A 16333-nucleotide genomic window follows, 5' to 3' on the forward strand; every position below is an offset into this window, starting at 1 on the left:
TCAGCGCTTGCTGTTTTTATAAAGCAGCTGCGCCTTCCAATCCTGCCGCTGCGGCTGGCGCGCGATGCTGACGCGGAAACGTTCGCGCGGGCCGATATTGGGCTGCCATAAATACAGTTGTCCATCGTGGGCGCCGCCGTTCCAGGCGGTCAGATAGTAGTCGTTCTGCCGCGCCCAGTCCTTGAAACTGACGATATCGCCGTCCCGCAGGCAGCCGTCCGGCCGGTCCTGGATCTGCAAGCGCAGTTCCGAGGAGGCGTTGAGCGGGCCTTGCTTGGTGTAGTAGGCGTATTGATTGGCGTCCAGGCCGCCCCACCAGGTCCAGAACCAGCCGGGACGATCGGCGCGTTCCACCCGCAGGTATTCGCCGGAGCGCAGGCAGCCGTTGTCGCGCATCGCGAAGTTGTTGGACAGATTGAAGCGGGCGGCCGGGCCAGTGCCGGCGCCGGTTTTCAGCCAGCCGTCGTTGGCGGTGGCGCTTTGCAGCCATTGGCCGTTGCCCAGGTTCTGCAGGCCCACCTGGCGGTAGCTGCCGGCTTGGTCGGTATAGGACTGGGTGGGGGTGGCGGCATCGGCCCAGGCGAAGGCCTGTACCGGGTAGTGGTCGCTGTAGTCGGTGTAGGCGTAGGTGTGCTTGCCGACGGATTGCACCGTCCACTGCGGCGACGGCGCGTCCAGCGCCAGATTGTGCCAGGCCGCCGGCTGACGGTGGGCTTTCAGTGTCAGGATGTAGTCCAGGTATTCCGGCGCGTCGTCGCCGCGCGCGCCGTAACGCTCCAGCGCCAGGCCGTTGCGCGCGGTGTCGAAGCTGTCGCTGACGCCGGCGTAGCGCGGCTCGCTGGCTTGCAGGATGTCCAGCATCGCGCGGTATTCCGCCGGCTTGCGGCGGTCCACGTTCATGTCGCCGGCGATCAGCACCATTTCGTCCTTGGGCAGCTGCCGCGCGCGCAGCCAGTCGGCGATCTCGCGCAACTGGGCCTGGCGCACCGCCGCGTGGTCCTTGCAGCCGCTGTCTTCCGATTGCAGATGGGTGCCCAGCACGTGATAGTACTGGCCGCCCACTTGCAGCTTGGCGTAGGCAAAGCCCTTGAGCGCGTATTGATCCCAGCTGCAGCCGGCGTTGCGGAACAGGTATTGCCGCTTTTCCACTATTGGCCAGCGGCTGACGATGGCGACGCCGCCGTCTTCCGGCCTGGCGCCATCCCAGCCCTCGGTGCCGTCCCAGCCGCTCTGGCTGCGGCCTATCACCGGGGTCTGGTGCGGGAAGCGGGCTTTCAGGCCTTGCAGCAGCGCTTCGGAGCTGCTGTTGTCCTGCAGTTCCTGAAACACCGCCACGTCCTGGTGTTGCAGGATGGGAGCGGAGGCGATCAGCCGCGCGCGCTGTTCCTGGCCGTAATTGGGATAGAGCGATTGCGGCAGCAGCATCGCGTTCCAGGTGGTGAGCCTGAGGTCGTCGGGATAGGCGGCGAGGGCGGGGGTGGCCAGCAGCGCGGCGCACAGTGCCAGGCAAGCTTTCATCATGTCTCCGGGGAGTGTGGGGAGCGCAAAGCTTGAATGGCGTGGTTTACGGAATTGCTATGTCATTTAAATTTGATCTGGCGTAGAATGAGCGCCTGCGCCGTCACGCTTGTGCGGCTTGAATCTCTTCTGTGTTTTCCCGATAGGAGCGCGCCGGAATGAAGCTGTAATGCCCGTCACTCGTTTGCCCAGCCAGGGCCGTTTGCCGCATTGCCGTTTCTTTCGCTGTCATGCTTCGTCTTCGCTCCCCGATGGGAGTCGTCCATGTCTCTATGGACGCGGCCTTGGCTAGGTGTTTCCCATTCTCTGAACAGAACAGGATTCCCCATGTCGGAACACGCTTCCCTCGATATTTTTTCGCATAATCAGGCCGCCTGGGATCGTCAGGCCGAGCAGGCCGGCCCATGGTCGCAACCGGTGGACGCCGCCGCCATCGCCGCCGCGCGCGCGGGCGATCATCGGGCACGGCTGACGCCGGGACCGCTGCCGGCCGGCTGGCTGGATCAGGTGGCCGGCTGGCGCATTCTGTGCCTGGCCAGCGGCGGTGGCCAGCAGGGCCCGCTCTTGGCGGCGGCCGGCGCCGAGGTCACGGTATTGGACGCCTCCGAGCAGCAGTTGGAGCGCGACCGCCTGGTGGCGCGGCGCGAAGGGCTGAGCCTGGCGACCGAGCTGGGCGATATGCGCGATCTGTCGCGCTTCGCCGATGGCGGCTTCGACTGCGTCTTCCACCCGATTTCCAATCTCTATGTGCCGGATGTGCGCCCGGTGTGGCGCGAGTGTTTCCGGGTGCTGCGTCCGGGCGGGCGCTTGCTGAGCAGCTTTTTCAATCCGGCGGCCTTCATCGGCGACCGCGACCCGGAATACGCGCGCCAGGGCCTGATCCGGCCGCGCTTCCCGGTGCCGTATTCCGATCTGCGCGATCTGGCGCCGGCGGCGCTGGCGGCCAAGCGGGCCGGCGGCGAGGCGCTGGTGTTCGGCCATAGCCTGGCCGAGCAGATTGGCGGCCAACTGGAGGCGGGTTTCTTGTTGGCCGGTTTCCACGAGGAGATGCAGCCGACGCCGCGCTTCGTCATCGACGGCTATTTGCCGGCCTTCATTGCTACCTGGGCGAACAAGCCGGGGGCTTAGAACCTGTTCAATGTCTGCTGCGCTTCAGCGATACGGCGTTAAAAACTGCTTCGAAATGCTCATGTACCGCTTGTACATTCCGCTTTCTCAGCCGTTTTCGCCTTGTCTCGCTCTTGCTCGCGAGACTTTGAACAGGTTGCAAGAAGCTGCGTACGATCTGCTGCGCGTCGGCGATACGGCGTTGAAACCGAGCGGTGTCAGCCTTTCCCTGGACGGGGTCGATGTTTATCGCGTGCGATGAGCATCGACCCCCTTGTTAATGGCTGCCTGCTTTCTTGAGTCCCTCGGCGACCATGCCCGGTTCATAAATGAATTTCATCGCCTTCATGAAGGGCATGCCCCACAGGTCCGCGTGCGCCGCGCCATTAAATGATTGCGCAAACACATGCTCCTCTTGCATCAATACATTCCAGACGATTCCGCTAAACCAGGCGCAATTGTGGATGGGAGTGTAAGCGCCATTCACCGGATTGGTTTTGGACATTCCCATGGCCTGGCCGGCAAAGTAACTGGCCATGTTCAGCTCGGGCACTATCACTTCTTCAAGGATCTTGATTTGTTTTTTCGGACTATTCAAAGGCGCGCATCTTTGAAGGCTGAATTTTCTGTCGGACTTGTCCATATTGCCGTTTTTAACATAGCCCTGGCCTTCGCGATAGCTGTAGGACGATGGGCTGACGGCGCCGTTTCTATCGTGGAAAACATTGATCCAGGTATGGCCGAACTTTCCCGATCCGAACGCCGTGGTCAGCTGATCCAATACCGCCTTGGCGCGTTGCTCGGGCTGGTTTTCAGGGAATTTCCTGGCAATTTCGTCCGCCATCTTAATAATCGGACCCATGTCTGTTTTGTTTGGTGTCCGGTTGGTCCTAATGCAGATTTGCGGGTAGGCGATGCTGAGATCCCCATTGGGCATGAACTGGTCCGCCAATATTTCCGCATAGGCTGAGCAGGATAGGCTGGTTAGTACCAAAAAACCGATAGCCGAGTGTTTTGTTTTCATTGTTTCTTCCTGGAAATGGATTAATGCTGATTGCGGCAATAAGCGATGAGTCAATTGAGCGCTTTTCAGCACTCCATGCTTATGGCGTCATGAATCAGACCAGGGAGAATTTACTCTTGAGCCATCTTAATTTTAATGGGACGGGTACTAAATCAATTCGAGTAAATATATTATTGATGTTTACCATTGCTTTAGCCGCGCGGCCGAGTAAGTGGCGCGGGTTTTAGAACGTGTTTACGATCTCGCGAGCTAAGGCGAGACAAGGCGAAAACGAGCGAAAAAGCGGAATGTACAAGTGGTACATGAGCATTTTGAGCTCGTTTTCAACGCCGTATCACCGACGCGCAGCAGATCGTAAACAGGTTCTTAGTTGCGGCGCAGCTGGCAGGCCAGGCTGCGCGGCACCAGCAGCCTTTGCTCGTTCAGGATGTCGTTGCTTGGGAAGTAGCGGATTTCGCGGATGCCGTCGTCTTCGCGCAGCAAGGTGATGCTCTTGGCGGCGGGGATGTAGATGATGATCTGGCCGGCTTGGTGACAGACGATGCTGTAGGCGTTGAAGTCGCTGTCGCTCAGGTGCTCGCTGTTTTGGCGCAAGGAGCGCGGCAGCCGCTGGTCGTCGCGGCCTTCCGCCTGGCTGGCGGCGAGCAGGACGGCGAGCGTTAGCGGAATCAGGCGCTTCATGGCGTTGGCGCTTATCCGGCCGGACGCAGCCGGCTGTTCAGATAGCGCTCGCCCTGGCGGCGCAGCGGCGGCGGCGCCAGCCGCAGCCATTGATTGAAATGCAGGCCCAGCAGGGTGTTGTTGCCGGCTTTTTCCTGCAAGGCGATGGCCAGGCTGTCGTAGATGGGGTCGTCGTCGTGGAGGTCGTCGGCGCAGGCTTGGGAGAAGCTGTCGCTGTCCGCACTCCAGCGGCAATCCGCGCCCAGGCGCAGGCCGTAGCCGTGGCTCAGGCCGGAGGCGAGCAGGCGCGCGTATTGGCGCTCGAAGCCGGCCGGGTCGAACAGATAGCTGTCGCTGTGCAGCCAGCGGCCGTCCAGCCGCGCCTGCACCATGCCGTGGAACAAGTGGGACGGCAGGCACAGATAGACCGGCGCCGGCACCGCGTGGCGCAGAATGCGCTTGTCCAGCCGCACGAAACGCAGCCGCGCCGGGATGCCGGCGGTGGTCAGCAGCGCGCGCAGCAAGTCGCCCTGGGCGTTGCAATGGCCTCGGCCCAGCGCCAGCGTGCGCTCCGGGCTGACGGTTTCGAACTGGGCGGTGAAGCCGAAGCGCACGCGGTCGCGCACGAAGTCGTGCAGCGCGCGGCAGTAATCGCGGTCGTTGTCGGGGGAGGCGTCGCGTTGCACTTGGCGCAGGGCTTCGCTCAGGCTCGGCCCCGTGCTGGACGCGGGGCGGATGGACAGGGCTTGGAGGCTTGGATGCATGGCATGCTCTGGCGGCAGGTGTTAATCATATTGAATATTCTGGGCCGGGGATTGTCAATGCACAGTTTGATGACGGCAGGCTGGAAAAGCCGCCGGCCCGGAGGATGGGCCGGCGGCGCACAAAGCACCGATCAAACGTGCAGCAGCAGGAAACGCCGTTCCCACGGGCTGATCACGTCGAAGTACTCGCGGTACTCGGCTTCCTTGATCGCGCTATAGGTGCGGATGAAGTGCTCGCCGAACAGATTGGTCAGCGGCTCGCATTTGAGCAGCATGTCGATGGCGTCGTCCAGGTGGCGCGGCAGTTGGTGGGGCTGTTCATAGGCGCTGCCGCTCAGCGGCTCGGACGGCATCAGGCCCTGTTTCATGCCCAGGTAGCCGCAGGCCAGGCTGGCGGCGATGGCCAGATAGGGGTTGACGTCCACGCCGGCCAGGCGGTTTTCCACCCGTCGCGCCTGTGGGTCCGAGTGCGGCACGCGCAGGCCGCAGGTGCGGTTGTCATAGCCCCAGGACAGATTGATCGGCGCCGAGGTGTAGCGGCTCAGCCGGCGGTAGGAGTTCACATAGGGCGCGAAGAAGGGCATCGCCGGTGGCAGATAGCTTTGCAAGCCGCCGATGAAGTGGAAAAACTTCTGCGAGGGCTGGCCGTCCTTCAGGCTGAAGATGTTCTTGCCGCTGTCCTTGTCCACCACGCTTTGATGCAGATGCATGGCGCTGCCGGGCTGGCCCTGCATCGGCTTGGCCATGAAGGTGGCGTACATATTGTTGCGGATCGCCACTTCGCGCACGGTGCGCTTGAACAGGAAGACCTGGTCCGCCAGCGCCAGCGGGTCGCCGTGGTCCAGATTGATTTCCATCTGGGCGGTGCCCATTTCGTGGATCAGGGTGTCCAGCGCCAGGCCCTGGGCCTCGCACCAGTCGTACATTACGTCGAAGATGCCGTCGTATTCGTTGACCGCGTCGATGGAGAAGCTCTGCATGCCGGCTTCGGTGCGCTTGGTGCGTCCCACGGGCGGGCGCAGCGGGATGTCTTCGTCCGGCTGGATTTCCACCAGGTAGAATTCCATTTCCGGCGCCACCACGGCCTTGAGGCCTTCGTCTTCGTATAGTTTCAGGATGCGCTTGAGCACATTGCGCGGCGCCAGGTCCACCGGGCGGCCGTCGAAAAAGGTACAGTCGTGGATGATCTGGGCGGTGGGTTCCAGATTCCACGGCACCGGGCGCAGGGTACTGGCGTCCGGGATCAGCCGCATGTCGGGATCGGCGATGGAGGTGAAGTCCTGGTCCGGGTAGTCGCCGGTCACGGTCATGGACAGCACGGCTTCCGGCAGGCGCAGGCCTTCGGCGGGATTGTATTTGTGGCGCGGCACGATCTTGCCGCGGGCAAGCCCGGTCATGTCCGGGATCAGGCACTCCACTTCGGTGATGCGGTTGTCGTCAAGCCATTTATTTATTTGTTCTGCGTTATTCATAAACCCTCTGGTTTCATGTGTGCGCGCCGGAGCTGCTGTCGCGCTGGGCGGCATGCCTCAGCGTATGCGGCCGCTGCGCTTGTACTAAAAATAATCTACGGTCCAGTGTTCGGCAGCCGGGGCTGCGCGGGCAGGCGGGACGGGGCTGGAATCGGGCCCAGTGATGGGTTGGCAATCCGGTTGCTCCTCTCGGTCAGGCAAAACGGCACAATGCCGGTTTGAAGGGTATTGATCGTTTTGGTTTTGAAATGTTCAATATTTTGAACAAATGCATGCTAGTACCGGCGCATGGACATTCGCAATGATTATTGATTGGAGTCCGCTCTATTGTTGGTTTGCGGCAACAGGGAAATCTGACAAGGGGACTGTTAAGACCTCTTTATGAGTATTAGAATTGACCGATATGGAAAACGATACCGAGCAGTTGAAACCCGCCTCAGATTCCAAGCCCAATCCTCCGCGCCGCCGTTGGTGGCGCTGGCTGGCGCTGCCCATTGTGCTGCTGGCCTTGCTGTGGGGCTTCCTGGGCTGGCTGGCGCCGGGCATGATCAGCGACGCCGCCGCCAAGTGGGCAAGAAGTATTGGCCGCACGCTGAGCATGGGCGAGGTCAGGATCACGCCCTGGGACATGTCGTTGGAAGTGCGCGACTTGAAACTGAGCGAGGGCGACGGCCGGCCGCTGTTCGCGGCGCAGCGGGTCTATCTGAACCTGGATCCCTCCATGTTGCTGATAGGCCGCTGGCAGGCGCAGGAGTTCTCATTGGACCAGCCGCGGCTGGCGCTGACGCGCAACCGCGCCGGGCAGTGGAACTGGGCCAGCTTCGTCGCCGACGCCGCCGGCCCGGCCAAGCCGGAGGGCGGTTCGGACAAGCTGCCGCGGCTGCTGATCAAGGCCTTGAACATCCGCAACGGCCAGGCGCAGCTGTCCGATCAACTGGGCGGCGGCGAGCGCTTTTCCATGGTGCCGCTGAATCTGGCCTTGGTGGACCTGTCCACGCTGCCGGAAAACGGCAGTTATACGATGCAGGCGGCGCTGACCGACGGCACCCGTTTCAATTGGAAGGGCAGCATCAATCTACAGCCGCTGAAGTCCGACGGCGAGGCGCAGATGGCGGAGCTGCCGCTGGCCTCGGTCTGGCCCTATGTGCAGCCGCATTTCAATACCGCCGCGCCGGAAGGGCGCTTGTCGGTGTCGGCGCGCTACCGCTTTGAAATGTCAGGCAAGACGCCGGAGCTGACGGTGTCGCCGTTCCGCGCCAGCCTGCTGCGCTTCGCGCTGAAAGCGCCGGGCGGCGGCAGCGAGCTGACGATTCCGGAAGTCCGCGTCGAAGGCGGCGCGCTGGATCTGGCGCGCTCGATGCTGAAAGTGCAGTCCATCGAGCTGGATCAGGGCCTGGCAATGGCCGGACGCGATCGTGACGGAACGGTGGATTGGCAGAAGGCGATTCCGGCCGCGCCGGCCGTCGCCAAGCCGCAGCCGGAGGCCGCGCCGCTGCCGTGGCTGGTGAATATCGAGGCGATCAAGCTGCGCAATTGGCGTCTGAACTATGCCGACCATGGTTTCCGCCAGCCGCTGGCGCTGGAGGCCAGGCTGCCGGCCTTGTCCGGCCGTTTTTCGCTGTCGCCCGACCATGGCTTCTCGCTGAGCGGGATGGTGGCGCGCCTGGAAGAATTGAAGCTGGGCGCTCAGGGCGCGGAGCCGGCCTTGAGCCTGGCCAGCGCCGAGCTGGCGTCCAGCCAGCTATTGCAGCAAGGCCGCCGCATCGAACCGGGCAAGCTGACGCTGAGCGGCCTTGAGGCCAAGGTGGAGCGCGACCGTGCCGGCCAGGTCAATCTGGCCCGCTTGTTCGAGCCCGCCGGCCGCGCCAAGCCGGCCGCCGCGCCCACGCGGGCCAAGGATGAGGCGGTGCCGGCCTGGAAGTTCTCCTATCCGGAAATGGAGCTGCGGGACAGCCGGCTGAGCTGGACCGACCGCAGCCTGCCCAAGCCGGTGAGCGCGGCCTTGTCCGATCTGGGCGGCACGGTGGAGGCGGGCGACGGCCAGCGACTGGAGCTGGACCTGGCGGGCAAGCTCAACGGCGGCAAGCTGGCGGCCAAGGCCGATATCGACGCCGCCGTTGGCGCGTTCAAGGGCAAGCTGCGCGCCGACGGGGTGCAACTGGCGCCGTTGGCGCCCTATGCCTTGAGCGGCACGCCGCTGCGTTTCGGCGGCGGCTCGCTGTCGGCGGATCTGAACCTGGATGTCGGCGCGCGCGGCTGGCGCGTCGGCGGCTCAGCCGGCGTGGCGCGGCTGGCGGTGTACGAGCCGGGCGAGAAACTGCCGCTGTTGGGCTGGCGCGATCTGCAAGTGCGCGGCCTCAGCGCCCAGGGCATGCCGTTGAAAGTGGCGGTCAACGATGTGCGGCTGCAAGCGCCGGCGGCGCGGCTGGTGCTGGACGACAAGCGCGAGCTCAACTTCAAGCGCCTGTTCGCCGGCCAGGGCGGCAAGCCGGCAACGCCCGCGCCGGCGGCCAAGGCGGCGCCGCTGCCCTTGGTGGAGGTCAAGTCCATCCATGTGCAGGGCGGGCGGGTGCAGTTCGCCGACCATGGCATGAAGCCGGACTTCGCGTCCGATATGCACAATCTGCGCGGTTCCATCCAGAACCTGTCCACCCGCGCCAGCCAGCGCGGCAATATCACGCTGGACGGCGATGTGGACCAGTTCGGCGACGTCAAGGTGCGCGGCGCGCTGTCGCCGCTGGCGCCCACCGACAATACCGACATCACCCTGGCCTTCCGCAATATCTCCATGGGCACGCTGAACCCGTATTCGATGAACTTCGCCGGCTGGCAGGTCAAGGACGGCCGCTTGTCGGTGGACCTGCGCTACCTGCTGGAGCAGCGCCAGCTCAAGGGCGAGAACCGGGTGGTGATCGATTCCCTGCAATTGGGCGACGAATTGCCGGACAGCGAATACAAGGGCCCGCGGCTGCCGCTGCGGCTGGCGGTGGCCATCCTGGAGGACAGCGACAAGCGCATCGATCTGGACCTGCCGGTGGCCGGCAGCCTGGACGATCCGCAGTTCAGCTACGGCAAGATCATCTGGAAAGCCATCGTCAACGTGGTGACCAAGGTGGTGACCGCGCCGTTCCGCGCGCTGGGCGCCTTGCTGGGCGGCGAGGGTTTCGACGATATCCGCTTCGTGGCCGGCGAGGCCAATGTGGCGCCGCCGGAGCGCGAGAAGCTGGTCAAGGTGGCTGGGCTGATGGTGAAGCGGCCCAAGCTGATGCTGTCCATCAGCGGCGGCTACAACGCCGACGCCGACCGCAAGGAAATGGCGCGCGCGCAGACCGATCTGGCGATCTTCGCCGCCGCCGGCCATCAACTGGGCGCCGGCGAGCCGCTGCCGCTGCCGGACATGCAGGACGAGGCCATCCTGTCCGCGGTCAAATCGGTGTACGGCAAGCAGATCGGCCGCCTCAAGCTGCTGGGCCACACGCTGAAGCCGGGCGGGCCGTCCGGCGCGGCCTTGGGCAAGCTGCTGCGCGAGGAGTTGATCGCCGCGCAGAGCATCACCGACGCCAGCCTGCAGCAACTGGCCAAGCAACGCGCCGCCAACGCGCGCGCGGCCATGGTCAAGGTCGACCCGTCCTTGCAGGAGCGCATCCAGTTGGGCGAGCCGGTCAAGGCCTCGGCCGGCCGCGACGGCGTGCCGCTGGAGGTCAAGCTGAAGAGCTCCTGACCCAGTATTCCGGGCCGCCGCCGCGCGTCGTGTTTTTGCTCATGACGAACGGGAAAAGTGGTGGCGGCGCGGCATAGCGCTTGATATGTGTCAACGAACGGCGTAACTACATATAGTGTAATACGCCGTTTTTCTTTTCCAGATGTTGCGTATTGGACGTGTTGAAACCTTTTGCGAGCCACACAGTCCATTGCATGCTGGAACGGGGTCGTACTGGCCGCCGCAGGTCGCAATTCAAGAGGAACCGGGAACCATGAAGCAGGAAAACATCGCCGCCATGACTGAGCAGGACATCTCCCGCGAGGTGTTGCTGGAAAAATACGCCAAGAACGGCGAGCAAAGCGTGGGCGAGGTGCGGCTGCGCGTGGCCAAGGCGCTGGCGGCGCTGGAAAGCGATCCGGCGCGTTTCGAGCCGCTGTTCTATCAGGCCCTGGAAAACGGCTTCATTCCCGGCGGCCGCATCAATTCCGCCGCCGGCACCGAGCTGCGCGCCACCCTGATCAATTGTTTCGTGCAACCGGTGGGCGACTCGGTGTCGGAAACCGAAAACGGCAAGGTGGGCATTTACGAGGCTTTGCTGCAGGCGGCGGAAACCATGCGCCGCGGCGGCGGCGTCGGTTACAACTTCTCGCGTATCCGTCCCAAGGGCGCGCGGGTCAAGGGCACCAATAGCCGCGCGTCCGGCCCGGTGTCCTATATGCGGGTGTTCGACCGCAGTTGCGAGACGGTGGAGTCCGCCGGCGCGCGCCGCGGCGCGCAAATGGGGGTGCTGGACATTTCCCACCCGGACGTGGAGGACTTCATCCACGCCAAGGACCAGGGCGATTTGCGCAATTTCAATATCTCGGTGGGCGTCTCCGACGACTTCATGCGCGCGGTGGAAGCCGACGTCGCCTGGGAACTGACCCACGCGGTGGAGCCGTCGTCCGACGCCTTCCCCGGCAGCTATCAGCGCGAGGACGGCCTGTGGGTCTACCGCGCGGTGCCGGCGCGCGAACTGTGGCGGCAGATCATGGCCTCCACCTATGACCACGCCGAGCCGGGCGTGCTGTTCATGACCCGCATCAACCAGGACAACAATCTGTCCTATTGCGAGGTGATCGAGTCCACTAATCCTTGCGGCGAGCAGCCGCTGCCGGATTACGGCTGCTGCGACCTGGGTTCGATCAATCTATGCCGCCATGTGCGCCAACCGTTTGGCGACAAGCCCAGCTTCGACTTCAAGAGCTTCGAGAAAGTGGTGCGCATGTCGGTGCGCATGCTGGACAATGTGCTGGATCTGACGGTGTGGCCGCTGGAGGAACAGCAGCGCGAGGCGCAGGCCAAGCGCCGCGTCGGGCTGGGCTTCACCGGCCTGGGCGATGCGCTGATCATGCTGAAGATACGCTATGACAGCGAGGAGGGCCGCCGCTTCGCCAGCCGTATTTCCGAGGCGATGCGCGACGCCGCCTACGATGCCTCGGTGGACATCGCCATCGAGAAAGGCGGCTTCCCGCTGTTCGACGCCGATGCCTACCTGGCCGCGCCGCATTGCGCCAGCCGGCTGCCGGAGGCGATCAAGGCGCGCATCCGCAAGCATGGCATCCGCAACTCGCACCTATTGTCGATTGCGCCCACCGGCACCATTTCGCTGGCCTTCGCCGACAACGCCTCCAATGGCATCGAGCCGCCGTTCTCCTGGTTCTACACCCGCAAGAAACGCATGGCCGATGGCAGCCAGCAGGAATACCTGGTGGAAGACCACGCCTACCGCGTCTACCGGATGCAGGGCGGCGATACCGACGCCTTGCCGGACTATTTCGTCTCCGCGCTGGAAATGAGCGCGCTGGACCATATGCGTATGGTGGCGGCGGTGGCGCCCTATATCGACACCGCCATTTCCAAGACGGTGAACGTGCCCGGCGATTACCCCTTCGACGATTTCGAAAGCCTCTACCTGGAAGCCTGGCGCGCCGGCCTGAAGGGCATTACCACTTATCGTCCCAATAGCGTGCTGGGCTCGGTGCTGTCGGTGGAACCGGCCAAGCCCAGCGCCGCCACGCCGCAGGACCTGTCCGGCAGCGGCGACGGCGATCCGGACCGCCGCGTGGTGCTCAACACCGCGCCGACGCCGGCGCTGTCCAGCCTGAAATGGCCGAATCGGCCCAAGTTGAAAGAGGGCAACCCATCGTGGACCTTCATGGTGGAAGGCGACGCCGGCGATTTCGCCGTGGTGGTGGGCCATGTGGAGAACGGCCGGGTGTCGCCGTTCGAATGCTGGGTCAACGCCACGGAAGAACAGCGCGGCCTGGGCGCGGTGGCCAAGACCCTGTCCATGGACATGCGCTGCCGTGACCACGGCTGGCTGGCGGCCAAGCTGGACGCGCTGTCGCACACCAACGGCGACAAGCGCTATGTGTTCGACCTGGGCGAGCGCACCGTCTACGCCACCTCGGCTTCGGCGGCCCTGGCTCAGGTGGTGCGCCACCGCGTCGAGCAACTGGGCGCGCTGCCGGCGGACCAGAACGAGCCGACGCCGGTGATGGACGCGCTGTTCGCGCGCAAGGAGCCCAAATCCGGCACCGACGGCACCATGAGCTGGTCGGTGGACGTCAGCAACCCGCAAACCGGCGATGACTTCGTGCTCTTCATCAAGGAGCTGGTGTTGCCCAACGGCCAGCGCCGGCCGTATTCGATGTGGCTGGCCGGCGCCTACCCGCGCGAGCTGGACGGCTTGTGCAAGATGCTGAGCCTGGACATGCGGGTGATAGACCCGGCCTGGATCGGCCTCAAGCTGCGCAAGCTGCTGAGCTACGCCGAGCCGCAGGGCGATTTCTTCGCCCGCATCCCCGGCGTGGAGAAGTCGCAGAGCTGGCCGTCCACCGTCGCCTACCTGGCGCAGCTGATCATCCACCGCTACGCGATGCTGGGCGTGCTGACCGAGGAGGGCGTGCCGTTGGAGGAGATGGGGGTGATGGTACCGGAGCAGAGCGATCTGTTCAGCCCGGAAGCCAGCGCCGCCTTGAAACAGGTGCCGGGCAAGCCCTGCCCGGAATGCGGCAACCACGCCTTGATCAAGAAGGACGGCTGCGAGTTCTGCACCGCCTGCGGCCATGTCGGCGCCTGCGGCTGAGTTTTAGACAAGCCGACTAAATGCAATGGCCCCGGCGTTTGCCGGGGCCATTGTCGTTTGGCGCAAGCGTCAATACAGCCCGTTCTGGGCCATCTTGCTGCGGCACTGCACATAGGGCAGGCCGTTGGGCTTGCCTGGGAAGGGGTAGCTTTCCCCCACCTTGCTCAACATCGACGCACTGCTGCTCTTGCGCTGGGTTTTCTTGATCGCGGCTTTGATCGCGGCGGCGTCGCCGTCCACGAACAGCGCCAGGAAACCGCCGTCCACTTCGGACAGCTGCACCGAGCGGATAGGCAGGCCGCCATAGTCATAGCCTCCCGGCAAGGCCAGCTCATGTTCCCATATCTGGTTGGGCGCGCTGCCAGTGGCGCTTGCCAGCAGTTTGGCGATGCCGTTTTCGCTGAGGTTGAGATTGTGGCAGTTCAGCTGCGCCGCCAAGGCCTTGTTCTTGCCGGCGCCGGCCTGGGCGCCGCCGGCCGTTTTGGCCAGCCGGTATTGGCCGTCGAAGGGCACGTCGCCGAAGGCGCTGGCGCATCGGTCCAGCTGCAGTTGAACTGAAGCCGTTTGCGGCACGACGCTCATCGTGCAGATGCCTTCGCTGTAACGCCATTGTCCGCCGTTGGCCTGCAGTTGTCCGCTGCCGGAGCCGGAGCGCAGTTGGCCGGGTTTGCCTTTCTGCATCACTTCCAGTTCGAACTTGCCGTTGGGGCGAATGGTCAGCGTGCGTTCGAACTGTTTGTCGGAGCCGTCGTAGACGCCGGGCGCCAGCGGGGCGGTGGCGCCATCCGCGGCGGGGTCTTTTTGCAGCGCCTTCTTGATGCCGTCCTTGAGAATGGCGCCCAGGTCGAAGGTTTCGGCGTGAGCCGCCAGCGGCAATGCCGCGAGCAGAGCCGCGGCGAAGCGTTTACGGTTTGAAAGGGTCATGAAAGAGGCCGTTTAAGTGGCGTTGCGATGAGAAGGTGGCGGAGCATGCCTTGATTATTTAAATTTATCAGGACATTAGCATGTCAATGGGCCGAAAACAACTTGGCGGCGGCGTGATAAAAACCAAGAAGCGGACAAACTGGCCTAAGAACCTGTTTACGATCTGCTGCGCGTCGGCGATACAGCGTTGAAAACGTCTTCGAAATGCTCATGTACCACCTGTACATTCCGCTTTCTCAGCCATTTTCGCCTTGTCTCGCCTTAGCTCGCGAGATCGTAAACAGGCTCTAAGAGCCTGTTCAAAGCCTCGCGGGCATCGGCGCGCGCCCGGCAAGTCCGCATCCAGGGGATGGGCTTGGCGGGCGCGGTTTGCGGCGGCGCGCGATGGCGCGCTGGAAAGGGGGCGCTTAGGCCAGGTCGGAAATCACCAACATGGCGATGTTGAAGTAGATCACCAGGCCGGTGCCATCGATGAAGGTGGCGATGAAGGGCGCCGACACCACGGCCGGGTCGATGCGCATCTTCTTAAGCAGCATCGGAATGATGGAGGAGACGATGGCGCTCCAGATGGTGATGGCGATCAGGGTCAAGCACACCACCAAGGCCACTTCGTCTCCCACGCCCAGCATCCAGGCGCGTATCCAGGCCACCACGCCTATGGCCAGCGCAATCATGAAGGAGGTGGTCACCTCTTTGCGCAGCACCGTGCCGATATTGCGCAGGCTGACTTCGCCCATCGCCATCGCGCGCACCAGGGTGGAAGTGATCTGGGTGCCGCTATTGCCACCGGTGCCGATCAGCAGCGGGATGAAGAAGGCCAAGGCGATGGCGGCTTCCAGCTGCTCTTCGAACACTTGCAGGATGGTGCTGGTGTAGGCTTCCGCGAAGAACAGCAGCAACAGCCAGGGCAGGCGTTTTTTCCACAAGCTCCACGGGGAGCTTTCCAGGTAGGAAGTTTCCAGCGGCAGGCTGGCGCCCTGGCGTTGCGCGTCGTCGGTGCCTTCGTCGCGGATCAGCGCGGCGATCTCTTTTTCGTACAGGGCGCCCAGCAGCTTGCCGCCGCTGACCACGGGCGCGAGATCCACGCCCTTGTCTATCAGCTCCGGCACGATGTCGCGGCGTTGTTGATTGGGCTCGACGACAAATGAGGTGGGGCCCATCAGCGCGGAAACCGGCAGCGTCAGATCGGTTTCGGTCAGCAGGCGCTTGACCGAGAGTTGGCCGTGCAGGAAACGGCTGCTGTCGATGACGAAAATCTGCGCGGGAATGTCTTCGTCGCGCAGCTGTTTGAGCATGTGCTCGCGCGCTTCGCTGACTTTCATGTCGCGGCTGAGGGTGATCAGGGTGTCGCTCATGTAGGAGGCGACGGTTTCTTTCAGATTGACTTCGTTTGCCTGAGCGGTAGGCAGGGTGATGCTTGCAAAAGACATGTTGAGGGGTTCCCCGTTAGCTGTTTTATAACCACAAACAGTTGTCACAATGGGGGCGTAAACCAGAAGAGAGAGTGCAGAAAAGCTATCTCCGCGTCTAAGTTTTGGCACTATGCAACGTATCCCGAAAATATCGGGAAGTCACTTTGGGCTATACCTTAATCCGATAAAGCCTGTCCTAACCTTGGGCGTCTCTCGACGTCGTCAGATCAGTGACCTGTGTTTGCATAGGAGCCTCGCCGAACGAGACACTGCATCTTTGGGACGCATGCGCGGCGCGTGGCCGGGCCGATCCCGCGCTGTCGTCGACGCCGCGCTGCGGCAGGGCAGTGCGATCATCGTCTTGGCGCCTTGTTGCTGGGCGCTTCACCTCCTTGGGCTGGGTTTGCGAGCGGTGTTTGAACGTAAGCGTCTGTTTACGATCTGCAGCGCGTCGTGGAGCGTTATACGGTGAGTATGTCTTCGAAATGCTCATGTACCGTGTGTACATTCCGCTTTCTCAGCCGCAACGCCTTGTCTCGCTCTTGCTCGCGAGACTTTGAACAGGCTCTAAGCGCGGGCGGCATTCGCCGCGGCCGATGTCATGGTGCAGTGCAGTAAG

General features: G+C 63.3%; 10 protein-coding genes and 1 riboswitch. Of the genes, 3 read left to right on the forward strand and 7 right to left on the reverse strand.

The genetic code is table 11. The features are described 5' to 3' along the window. Positions 1-1518: a sphingomyelin phosphodiesterase gene (gene sph, locus ACE3QM_RS17045; protein WP_374423532.1), complete on the reverse strand. Its 1518-nt coding sequence runs from the start codon at positions 1516-1518 to the stop codon at positions 1-3. A gap of 327 nt (positions 1519-1845) precedes the next feature. Here sph and ACE3QM_RS17050 point away from each other — a divergent pair, with 327 nt between their 5' ends. Beyond that, entirely contained in the window at positions 1846-2646 is an 801-nt protein-coding gene (locus ACE3QM_RS17050) for a class I SAM-dependent methyltransferase (protein WP_374423534.1), read from the forward strand. A gap of 256 nt (positions 2647-2902) precedes the next feature. On the opposite strand, the gene ACE3QM_RS17055 is transcribed toward ACE3QM_RS17050, so the two are convergent. The 4 genes from ACE3QM_RS17055 to ACE3QM_RS17070 all read right to left on the reverse strand — a co-directional run bounded on the left by ACE3QM_RS17055 (position 2903) and on the right by ACE3QM_RS17070 (position 6545). After that, positions 2903-3649 carry a hypothetical protein gene (locus ACE3QM_RS17055; RefSeq protein WP_374423536.1) on the reverse strand — a complete coding sequence of 249 codons (747 nt, stop codon included), beginning with the start codon at positions 3647-3649 and terminating at the stop codon, positions 2903-2905. A gap of 366 nt (positions 3650-4015) precedes the next feature. Then, entirely contained in the window at positions 4016-4330 is a 315-nt protein-coding gene (locus ACE3QM_RS17060; protein ID WP_048412040.1) for a hypothetical protein, read from the reverse strand. Positions 4331-4341: 11 nt separating this feature from the next. Next, positions 4342-5073, reverse strand: a complete 732-nt coding sequence (locus tag ACE3QM_RS17065; protein ID WP_374423538.1) for a transglutaminase family protein — start codon at positions 5071-5073, stop codon at positions 4342-4344. 131 nt (positions 5074-5204) lie between these two features. Continuing rightward, positions 5205-6545, reverse strand: a complete 1341-nt coding sequence (locus tag ACE3QM_RS17070) for a glutamine synthetase family protein (RefSeq protein ID WP_231462885.1) — start codon at positions 6543-6545, stop codon at positions 5205-5207. A 403-nt stretch (positions 6546-6948) separates the two neighbouring features. Between ACE3QM_RS17070 and ACE3QM_RS17075 the strand changes: the two genes are divergently transcribed. Next, positions 6949-10266: a DUF748 domain-containing protein gene (locus ACE3QM_RS17075; protein WP_374423541.1), complete on the forward strand. Its 3318-nt coding sequence runs from the start codon at positions 6949-6951 to the stop codon at positions 10264-10266. 253 nt (positions 10267-10519) lie between these two features. Then, on the forward strand, positions 10520-13378 hold the full coding sequence (locus tag ACE3QM_RS17080) for an adenosylcobalamin-dependent ribonucleoside-diphosphate reductase (RefSeq protein WP_048412037.1): 2859 nt from the start codon (positions 10520-10522) through the stop codon (positions 13376-13378). A 69-nt stretch (positions 13379-13447) separates the two neighbouring features. Here the strand turns inward: ACE3QM_RS17080 and ACE3QM_RS17085 are convergent, their stop codons facing one another. After that, the gene (locus ACE3QM_RS17085) at positions 13448-14302 is read right to left on the reverse strand and encodes a hypothetical protein (protein WP_374423543.1); all 855 of its coding nucleotides are present in this window, start codon (positions 14300-14302) and stop codon (positions 13448-13450) included. A 407-nt stretch (positions 14303-14709) separates the two neighbouring features. Continuing rightward, positions 14710-15732 carry a magnesium transporter gene (locus tag ACE3QM_RS17090; RefSeq protein ID WP_231465296.1) on the reverse strand — a complete coding sequence of 341 codons (1023 nt, stop codon included), beginning with the start codon at positions 15730-15732 and terminating at the stop codon, positions 14710-14712. Between the two features lie 82 nt (positions 15733-15814). Continuing rightward, positions 15815-15987: riboswitch (M-box (ykoK) riboswitch) on the reverse strand. Positions 15988-16333: the final 346 nt, after the last annotated feature.

Source organism: Chromobacterium sp., assembly GCF_041912965.1.
GTDB lineage: Bacteria > Pseudomonadota > Gammaproteobacteria > Burkholderiales > Chromobacteriaceae > Chromobacterium > Chromobacterium aquaticum.